Genomic DNA, 10,339 nt, shown 5'->3' on the forward strand with positions numbered 1-10,339 from the left:
ACTAAATGGGCGATCACTCTCGGCAACTGCTCCATACAGATATTGGTAATGGCGAACCCTGATTGAATAGAATGATGGAACCAAACTATATTTTTCTTGTCTGAACTCTATAGCGGGTCGAATCATTTTAGAGGATTGAAGGTGTTTTCCAGAGTCAAGTGTTTATCCATAACCTCATTAACTGTATGTATTTACTTGCTTTCCTGCGTTTCCAGCGCTCATGGGAATCAAGAGGTTCATACATTAAATAGAAACGATGTTATCAATAATCTCCATCGAGTTGTTGATAGAAGCCTGCTGGAAGAGTTTGAAAACAATGGCCTTGCATCGGTTGCCAGTGGCACTGTTGGTACAATGATCGGCGTCAGTTGGACTGGCCTTGCATCGGCAATCACAAAAAACAGTGCCAACCCGTTTTTTATTGATTTTACGGTCAGGGCATTCCTGACCGGGGCTGCGCTTGGGACTCTTTCCGTGGTATCCCGAACGTATTTAAAGACCCCTTTCGATTACCTTCACCTGCCACTTGGCTGGGGGTTTTACAAATTAGCACAATTGCAGGACTGGGTCCTGCGTGAGGAGACATCCCGCGAGCTTGAACAGAAATACTCCGAATTTCTCGACCCGGTAGCCAAACGTTTAACGGCCGTTGCTGAGCAGGTTTTTGATATCCCTGCCGATTACTGGACAATCTCAACCATGAATAGTGGTGTTCCCAATGCCTTTGCAACCAGTGGCTATAATATTGCGATTTATCATTCGTCTTTTCCTCTGGCGAAAAATCAGGCTGGCATGGCCTGTTTTCTGGGACATGAAATGGGCCATATATTGGCAAGGCACATGGGGCAGGGTTTAAGTGATGTCTTTTTTCTGAATCAGCTGGCCCTGGCCAGTATTCCCTTTGCCAACTCAATTTTGCAGAATCGTGAAACTCAGGCTGACGAAATAGGCATCTACCTGACAGCCTTGGCTGGATATGACCCTTCAGAATGCTCCAGAGTCTGGGGCAGGGCTATCGCTTATAGTGGAAGTTTGCGAGAAGTGGTCAATATATTCCTTTCAGCACACCCGACCAGCAAGACCCGCATGAATGCCCTGAAACACCATGGCGATGTTTTACAGGCCTATTATTTGAACACGCCAGAGGTGCTTGGGCTGGGGCTCGAATATGAACTTTAATGGCTGTTTGGTCAGTCTCCCGGGAGCAACTCAGTTGCCGTTGCCGAAAGTGTCCGATCATCTGGTTAAAACTTATGATCCCTGTGTTTATACCAATTCCACCTTCTAAATATGAACTGCGCAGCCATTTTGAACCGCTGGATCTTCGTTGGAATTCCTCGCAATAGCCCTGCTATTACTCGTCATTCCGCCTTGCCCAGCTGTCCAAAATGACTTGCTCGATATCATATTTAGAAGGCGGAATTGGTATTACCTGATTATGCTGGCTTTATAGCATTCAGGGTTGCAAAACAGGTTTCTCTGGCTGAGGTAATAAAGCTGGCAATATAGGGTTGCTCCTTTTGTTCTGCTCTAATCGCTGCATACAGTGTTGACCACAACCCCTCTTTACCAAGTCGAACTGCCGCAACGTGCCCTTTATCAAGATATTCCGCCAGTGCCCAGCATGGCAGTGCAGAAACACCTCTCTGGCTGGCAACCAGCTGCAGCATCATCAATGTTAACTCTGCTGTACGGATATCAGCAGGCTCAATATCTGCCGGGTCAAGAAAATCGTAGAAGACCGCCAAACGACCTTGTTCAACAGGGTAGGTGATCAGTACTTCCTGTTGCAGGTCAAGAGGTGTGACAAACTCTCGTTCTTTTAATGGGTGTGTCCTGGCAATGGCCAGCAGCATCTCATAACGAAAAAGGGGGATGTACTCGATGCCATCAATGGGCACTGGGTCAGACGTGACCACAAGATCAAGTTCACCCCGGGAAAGAGCCGGTAAGGGGGCAAAATTAAAGGCAGTGGAGAAATCCATTTCTACTTCTGCCCAGTGTTGCCGGTACTCTGTGATGGTTGGCATTAGCCACTGGTAACAACTGTGACACTCAATGGCAATATGCAACCGTCCGGCTTTGCCGCCCGCCAATCTCATCAGGCGTTGTTCTGTAGCCTTGAATCTTGGCAGCACTTCTTCAGCCAGCTCCAGAATATTTAACCCGGCAGTGGTAAACCGGGGTGGCCGGGATTTACGGATAAACACTTCCATCCCAATACGATGCTCCAGCTCTTTCAACTGATGGGACAAAGCGGATTGGGTGAGATGTAAACGGCTGGCGGCTTCTACCAGGCTGCCGCTTTGGTGAATGGCTTTCAGTGTTTTAAGGTAACGTAACTCAAGACCCAGGTTTTGCATTGTCATTGTTTGCCTTTCTTCTATCGTCAGTTCACAAGAGCATCATTATTAGTTTTTTTCATTTTTATTATTAGAAAAATGAGTTTGATTCAATTCTAACTCTCCAACAGAATCGTGACTACTCTTTGATCCATCCTGAAAACAATAAGTCTGACGATCAGCCCGGAGTTATTTCATGATCACTACCCATAACCTTGGATTTCCCCGAATAGGTGCTAACCGTGAGCTGAAGAAGGCTCAGGAAAGTTACTGGCGCGGTGACCTGTCCAGGGCAGAGCTTTTGGAAGAAGGCCGTCGCCTGCGTAAACGACACTGGCAGTTGCAGAAAGAATCAGGTATTCATCTGATTCCGACGGGTGATTTTGCCTGGTATGACCAGGTGCTGAGCCACTCTTTGATGCTGGGTGCGGTGCCGGAGCGATTTTCGGAAGCGGACCCTGGTGATATTGATACCCTTTTTCGTATGGCCCGAGGTCGAGCACCTACCGGAGAACCAGCAGCAGCCTGTGAAATGACTAAATGGTTTGATACTAACTACCATTACATAGTGCCGGAGTTGCACAAAGGCCAGAAGTTCCAATTGTCTAACACCGCTATTCTGGATGAAACCGCTGAGGCTATTGAACAGGGCCTCAGGGCAAAACCGGTACTGATTGGCCCGCTGTCCTGGCTGTGGCTTGGTAAAGTCAAGGGCGAGTCTTTTGACCGATTGGAGTTGCTTGACAGTGTTGTCGAGGTGTATGGCAAAGTTCTGGCCAGACTGGCTGAAATGAATGTGGAGTGGGTACAGGTTGATGAGCCCATTCTGGCTCTGGATCTTCCACTGGAATGGCATCAGGCGTTTGAATCGGTATATAACCGGTTGCAGAGTTGCCATGTAAAAATTCTGTTGGCCAGCTACTTTGGTGGTCTCAATGGTACTACGACCACGGTCGTTAATCTGCCGGTGGATGGTCTGCATATTGATCTGGTCCGGGATCCGGATCAGTTACCGGCACTGCTTGATCGCCTGCCTGCCTACAAGGTTTTATCAGCGGGTGTTGTTAATGGTCGGAATATATGGCGCTCCGACCTGCAGCAGATAGTGCGGCAATTGAAGGAGGCAGAGGAGCGGCTGGGTGATCGGCTGTGGGTAGCGCCTAGCTGCTCATTACTGCATGTTCCGGTTGATCTGGAGCAGGAAACCGAGCTTGATGACGAGCTGAAATCCTGGTTTGCCTTCGCCAGGCAGAAGTGTGAAGAGGTCTCCGTGATTGGTCGGGTTTTATCCGGAGGGCATCAGGCACAGGACCCGGTGGTGTTGACATTGATTTCCGAGGCCGAAAAAGCGGTATCTGCCAGGCAACACTCTCAGCGGGTTCATAATACAGCGGTAGAACAACGGTTGACGTCATTAAATGATGACAGGGATATTGATCATCGTCGCTCACCTTATGCGGTAAGGGCAAGGCTACAGCATGAAAAACTGAATCAGCCTGAATTTCCTACAACCACCATTGGCTCTTTTCCCCAGACACGGGAGATACGACAGAAGCGCTTACAGTTTCGCAAAGGGGAGCTGGATGAGCAGTCTTATATCGAAGCGATGCAAGCGGAAATACGCAAGACCATTAAAAGGCAAGAGTCGCTTGGTTTGGATGTTCTTGTCCATGGCGAAGCAGAACGTAATGATATGGTTGAGTACTTTGGCCAGCAGCTGGAAGGGTTTGCCTTCACAGCCAATGGCTGGGTACAGAGCTATGGCAGTCGCTGTGTAAAACCCCCCATTATTATTGGTGACATCAGCCGCCCTGAGCCGATGACCATTGCATGGAGCCGCTATGCCCAGGAGCAGACCAGCCAGCCGGTTAAAGGCATGTTAACCGGGCCGGTTACCATTCTTTGCTGGTCATTTCCAAGAGATGATGTGAGCAGGGAAACGTCCTGTCTCCAGTTAGCGTTGGCCTTAAGAGATGAAGTTGTTGATCTGGAGAATGCGGGTATTGGCATTATTCAGATTGATGAGCCAGCCATTCGGGAAGGCTTGCCTTTGAGAAAAGCAGACTGGCCTGCTTACCTGGAGTGGGCGGTGAAGAGCTTTCGCATTGCTGCCAGTGGCGTCAAAGATGAAACCCAAATCCATACCCATATGTGTTACAGCGAGTTTAATGACATTATTGAATATATTGCCGCCATGGATGCGGATGTCATCACCATAGAAACTTCCCGCTCAGATATGGAACTGCTGGATGCTTTTGAAGCGTTTGAATACCCGAATGAGATTGGACCCGGAGTTTATGATATTCATTCGCCAAATGTGCCCAGTATTCAGTGGATTCAACAGCTGATGACTAAAGCGGCACAAAAAATACCCAAACAGCGTTTATGGGTAAATCCGGACTGTGGCTTAAAGACCAGAGACTGGCAGGAGGTAGAAGACGCTTTAAGAAATATGGTTGCAGCTGCGAAAATATTAAGATCCGGTTAAGTGAGGTTACCACTACCTGAAAAAAAAAGCTGGCTGAAGAAAAAAAGCTGGGTCATGAGTAGTAAATCTGAAAAAGAGCCCAGCTTTTTACACTTGCTTAAATAATATAGGAAAAGTACCGTATTTTTTATTTTATAATCTCAGGCTTTTATAAATTTTTTGCTCTGTCTTTTTTGTTCTGGTTTGATTATTTTTCAGGGCTTCTTTTAACTGGGATTTTTCTCTATCTGATTTTTCTATTTTATCAATCATCAGCTGCCGTTCGGCCTGTAAAGCGTTGAGTTTTTGTTCAAGGTCAGCCACCTTTTTTTGTTCATCATGAAAAGCAAATTTTACCAGGCTCTCTGATAGTTGATCTTTTTTCTGGAGTAGTGCAAATTCTTTTTTAAGCATTTCCAGATCCTGTTCAAGAGTTAATGATTTTCTTGATAATTGCAGGTTTTCGTTTATGACTCCATTTAAGAAATTTTTAGTTTTCCTGTCTTTATACTCCAGGTCTGCCTGCCTCGTCTTCAGTTTGACAATCTGATTTTTTAAATATGTTATCAGTGGGGTATCTTGGGGAGCTACCTGAAATAGCTCTGGTGTTGATGCTAATGGTAAAGTTTCTGTCATATCGTATAGTGCAGGCTCTCTCCCTTCAGGGGTATGTTGTTGAAAGCCAGAGGGTGTTGTCTCATGTCCTGAAGCTGGAACACCCAGGGCCTCAATTGGAGCAGCCCCTCTTTCTTCAGGGTTGTGTTGTTGAAAGCCATAGGGTGTTGTCTCATGTCCTGAAGCTGGATAACCCCATATCTCATCCGGTACAGCCCCTCTCCCTCCGGGGCTGTATTGCTGGAAGACAAAGGGGATAGCCTCATCTTCTGAAGACGGTGCTTCCCCGGTTTGTGGTTGCAAAGTGCAGGATGATCCTGAAGAGTGGTCATCGTGCATCTGTTGACAAGGTGGCCATGGGAAAATTTCCTGTGGAGCAACGGCCTTCATTATAGATAAGTCACCTGTTGGATACAGTTCTTCATTGGTGCCAGTTTGTGGTTTGTATATGCTGATATCAGGATGAGATGGGGGGGATGGAATCCAGGTATGGGGTTGCACCTGTTCGTTTTGCTCCTGTGGACTTGGAATAGCGGAGTGGGATGGGGTAACAAGAGAATGGGTATCTTTAGTCTCCTTCGGACTGTTCCATGAACATTCATCAACGGTTTTGCACGGCTCTTTTTCATAGCATACTAACTCCTGCTCAAGAAACTGAAAATCAGGGGCTGAAATCCAGGGTTGCTCAGAATACTCGAGTGTTTTTCCTGTTTCCCCTGGTTTTTGCAACGTTTTCTGTATCATGGAGTTAACTTGGCTATTACTGTTTGCAGGCTCTTTAATGGCATGTAATGAGTCAAAAGTAGCTGTTTTTATATAAGGTGAATCAGGTTCTATTATACCATCGGGTTCTTCTAAGGGAGCTGTTGCTGAAACTTCTGCTATTTTAAGATTTATTGCTTTATCTGTTTTTTTATCTAAGTTTGTTTTTTTACTGGTTGTCATGCTTGCTTTTGTATCTGTATCTGAATCAGTTTCTGAATCAGTTTCTTTTTCTGAATTAATTTCTATTTCTGAATCAGTTTCTGTTTCTGAAACCATTTCTGGCTCTGTGATTTTGTCTTTTCTTGTGGTTGTTTCTTCGTTTGTGTCTTTTTGTGTGTTGTCACCTTTTTTTCTATTTGTGTCTGTTTTGGCAGTTTTTTCTATTTTTGTATTAAAATATATTATTTCATCTATATTTTCTTCTGATCTTAAGCTAGATTCTGGTTTTGATCTTAATTCTGGTCTTAACCTTGGTTTTGGTCTCGGTTTTAATCTTGGACTTAATTCCTTATTTATCACTGAAGATAAGTTTTGATTTGCTTGGGTTTGTGATGTTTTTAATTCTGGGTTCTTGGTAATAAATGACAGAAATTTCTTGAGCGTGATATGTTCGCTATTTTTTTTGCGGTGTGTTCCCGGAATGGATTGGTAAAGTTCATTAATTAGCTCACGAATTTCTTTTCGGCGATTGGCTTCATTGAGATTTTTTATAAATTTCTTTGTTTTTGGGTTAGTGTTGGCTGAGTAGGATAATGTTTTCCTGTTTTTACGATTAGGACAGGTATGATTGGGGGCACTTTTCTTTTTTACAATCCCGATGCAGGTTAATAGTAAATTTCTTTTTGTTGGTTTGATGCTTATAGTTGTTATATCTTTAAGAACATGATTGATGTCAGAATATAGCTTAGTCAGTTTTTTTCTTCTTCTGCATTCAGCGATGGCGCTGGCTATTCTTCCAGATTTATTATTCATTTGATCAATTGAGATGCACTCCTTATCCTTTTTGTCTCTGTTATGGTATTTAAACGATGAATATTTATTGTCCGGCTTTGCTATTTTTTGTTCATGTGGTCTCAATCTTTTGACTGAGGTTTCGTTTGAAGTATTTAATGGTTCCTTGTTGCATTGTTCATTTTTTTTATTTGCTGAATAATCAGGGTTTGTTCTTTTACGATTTATGCTGGCTGCATTATCTGAAGCTTTAATAGATGCCAGTATTGGAGAGTCAACTGCGCTATCATTGTGAGTTGTTGAGTATGAGATTTCCTGATGTGGCATACCAACAGATTGATGAGTGAATGACCTGAAAAATGGGATTTCACCCTGTGCGCCCGGTAAATATCTGGTTGGGGCAATACTAATGACAGAAGGCTTTGATGGTCCTGCTTCCTGAAGGGGTTGTGTTAACAGTTTAACCAAGGGAGATGTCTGTTGATAGGTTTTAGAGTGAATGCCGTCCATTTAACTACCCTTAATGGTTTTTAATTGCCTGATGAAATAGGAATATCAGGTGGCGAATCAGCCAGTATTTAGTATGTGTGTCTTGATGATCTCTTTACCTGTAAATGGTTAGTCATGTGTCTTTGAAACAATCAGGAATAAAAGTAGTCTGGAATTGTATATAAGTGTAATTCTTAATTATTTTTATTATGTCCGCTATCAATACCTCGGGTGAATTGTGCAATAACTTGCTATTAAATACCGAGATAGCCGTGCTTACCGGTAGTGATTTTGGTTTAATGGCAGTCATAACGTTGTGAAGAAACAGGTATTGGGGATGAAATGGTTAAAAGTTCTGGTCGTGAGCCTGAGTATTTTTCTGGCAGGGTGTCAGACGGTATCAACAACCAACTCAGGGACTATTGGTGTTCAGCGTGAGCAGAAAATGTTCTCTTTGCTCTCTGAAAGCCAGGTGAATGCCATGTCTGCCAGGGCTTATCAGGAAGCTCTGAATCAAGCTCGGGAAAAAGAAGTGCTGAACCGCAAGTCAGCAGATGTGAAACGTCTGCGCAGGATTGCTGACCGGCTGGTGTCCCATGTTGGTGTGTTCAGGCAGGATGCCCGAAGCTGGCAGTGGGAAGTTAATCTGATGACGGATAAACAGCTGAATGCCTACTGCATGCCCGGGGGCAAGATTATGTTTTACACCGGCATTATTGACACTCTGAAGCTGACGGATGATGAAATTGCCGCCATTATGGGACACGAAATGGCTCATGCACTCAGGGAACATGGGCGGGAGTCTATGTCTCAGGCCTATGCAGTGCAGTTGGGGCAGGATACCCTGGGGATTCTGCTGGGGGTCAGTCCTGAGTTAATGAGTGTTGGCAGTACCGTGGTAAATTATGCGCTTACCTTGCCTAATAGTCGTACCAATGAGGCCGAGGCTGACCTTATCGGTTTAGAGCTGATGGCCAGGGCTGGATATAACCCGGAGGCTTCTGTCAGCCTGTGGAAAAAGATGTCAGCGCAAAGTGGTGGCAGTGTGCCGGAATTTATGAGCACACACCCTTCCCACGATACCCGTATAAACGGGCTGAATGCCAATATCAGGAAAGTGGATCATCTTTACAGGCAGGCGATTAGCAAAAGCAATTAATCCATAAGTTCTACGGGATTGGCCGGATCCATACCGCTACTAAAAACCTGTGGTAATCATAGATTACTCAACACTGTTATGAGCCCCGGCCAATCCATTCTTCGTCAAAGACACTGATTTCTTTCCAACCATTTTCGCGTATTTTTCGATCGATGCTTCTGAGAAGTAAGGGGCCCGGCTTTTTCTGCATGAGGAACTGAACTAATAGCCGATGGGTCAGTCAGACCCATTAATCAGACAGTTCAAATTATAAGTTAGAACGGGGATATTTAAGTGTGAATACCTTCTCATTCAACGATTGTAATCGGATACCACCAGCAGCCCCGTTAGTCTCTGAACGAGAGGGTAAAGAAACTGAAAAATGCGTTATCTGCCTTGATGGTCTGGATAAAAGTCCCATTGCAGCAATGTTTCCCTGCACCCATATCCATCACAAGTCGTGCATTGATAAGTGGCTAAGTGGTCCAGGTCATGCCGATATTGGTTGCCCAATGTGTAAACGTAAAATTACTCATTGTTTGTACTCTGAGAAGACGCCACTCCACGTGGCAGCCGCCGGAGGTCGCTCTGATATTGTCAATGGCTTGCTTGAACACGGTGCCAATGCCAATGCCAGCACCAAGGACGGGATAACTGCCCTCCACTGCGCCGCTGGCAAAGGTGATGAGGCGACTATCAGGCATCTTGTCAAACAGGGTGCCGACGTCAATGCGCTCACAACAGCGGATTACCCTGAGACTCCGCTTCAGCTTGCGGTATTTAATGGTCATGAAGCGGCCATAACAGCTCTTATTGACTACGGTGCCGACATTAATGGCCACGCCCCGGATATAAGACGCCCACTTCACTTTGCAGCTGCAAATGGTTTCCTCAATATCATTGATGTTCTGCTTAACAAAGGTGCTGATATCAACATCGGTAGCAGGACCCCTCTGCATTTTGCGGTGGAACATGGAAAACATGATGCCATCCGGCTGTTGCTTGGCAGGGGTGCCAATATCAATGCCCAATCCTCACGGTTGTCAAAACAGTTTGGGTTTGAAATGGTAAGACACCTACTTATGAAAGTGGAAATGAGGGAGAGAACCGACAAATCGACGGTAAGTAACGGTGAAAGGGAAGGCTGCCAGAAACTGTACGGAAAAACACCGCTTCACATCGCTATTGACACCGGCCAGGCCGAGATCGTTGATCTCCTGCTGACCGCTGGTGCAGCCACTGATGTACTTATTGACAGTGGTGAGACGCTATGGAGCTGGATAAACAACGAAAACAAACTGACGGTACCGATAATCAGGTCGTTAACCCTTGCTATAAGTAACACTGAGGCACCCTGTGACGATATGCGTGCAGGATTACTCGGCGCATTGATTGAAATCAATGACTGGAACTTATTCGACCAATTGTTCGCCAATACCCCGAATGCGGACATTAATAAACTTCATTATCCAGGTTCCGGTCAGGGCGAAAGCTTCAGATGTACTAACGTACATAAATAATTCTGCCATGATACATTCTGCTTAATGCAGAGGTATGGTCCAAATGAACAGT

6 protein-coding genes are annotated in these 10,339 nt (G+C 45.1%); 4 read left to right on the top strand and 2 right to left on the bottom strand.

Going from position 1 to position 10,339, the window contains the following annotated elements:
- The first annotated feature begins 195 nt into the window (after positions 1–195).
- On the top strand, positions 196–1,179 hold the full coding sequence (locus tag ACO6UY_RS12525) for a M48 family metalloprotease (protein ID WP_422490117.1): 984 nt from the start codon (positions 196–198) through the stop codon (positions 1,177–1,179).
- Positions 1,180–1,436: 257 nt separating this feature from the next.
- Here the strand turns inward: ACO6UY_RS12525 and ACO6UY_RS12530 are convergent, their stop codons facing one another.
- Positions 1,437–2,369: a LysR family transcriptional regulator gene (locus ACO6UY_RS12530; protein ID WP_422450121.1), complete on the bottom strand. Its 933-nt coding sequence runs from the start codon at positions 2,367–2,369 to the stop codon at positions 1,437–1,439.
- A 169-nt stretch (positions 2,370–2,538) separates the two neighbouring features.
- Here ACO6UY_RS12530 and metE point away from each other — a divergent pair, with 169 nt between their 5' ends.
- Positions 2,539–4,830 (top strand): 5-methyltetrahydropteroyltriglutamate--homocysteine S-methyltransferase, encoded by a 2,292-nt coding sequence (gene metE / locus ACO6UY_RS12535; RefSeq protein WP_422450122.1) that lies wholly within the window; start codon positions 2,539–2,541, stop codon positions 4,828–4,830.
- 132 nt (positions 4,831–4,962) lie between these two features.
- On the opposite strand, the gene ACO6UY_RS12540 is transcribed toward metE, so the two are convergent.
- Positions 4,963–7,650 carry a hypothetical protein gene (locus tag ACO6UY_RS12540; protein ID WP_422490119.1) on the bottom strand — a complete coding sequence of 896 codons (2,688 nt, stop codon included), beginning with the start codon at positions 7,648–7,650 and terminating at the stop codon, positions 4,963–4,965.
- A 316-nt stretch (positions 7,651–7,966) separates the two neighbouring features.
- On the opposite strand from ACO6UY_RS12540, the gene ACO6UY_RS12545 reads away from it, so the two are divergent.
- Both ACO6UY_RS12545 and ACO6UY_RS12550 read left to right on the top strand, forming a co-directional pair.
- The gene (locus tag ACO6UY_RS12545; RefSeq protein ID WP_422450124.1) at positions 7,967–8,788 is read left to right on the top strand and encodes a M48 family metallopeptidase; all 822 of its coding nucleotides are present in this window, start codon (positions 7,967–7,969) and stop codon (positions 8,786–8,788) included.
- A gap of 275 nt (positions 8,789–9,063) precedes the next feature.
- Complete coding sequence (locus ACO6UY_RS12550; protein ID WP_422490121.1) at positions 9,064–10,287, top strand: ankyrin repeat domain-containing protein; 1,224 nt, start codon at positions 9,064–9,066, stop codon at positions 10,285–10,287.
- Positions 10,288–10,339: the final 52 nt, after the last annotated feature.

The sequence above is a fragment of the Endozoicomonas sp. ALE010 genome (assembly GCF_049310165.1).
Classification (GTDB): Bacteria; Pseudomonadota; Gammaproteobacteria; order Pseudomonadales; family Endozoicomonadaceae; genus Endozoicomonas.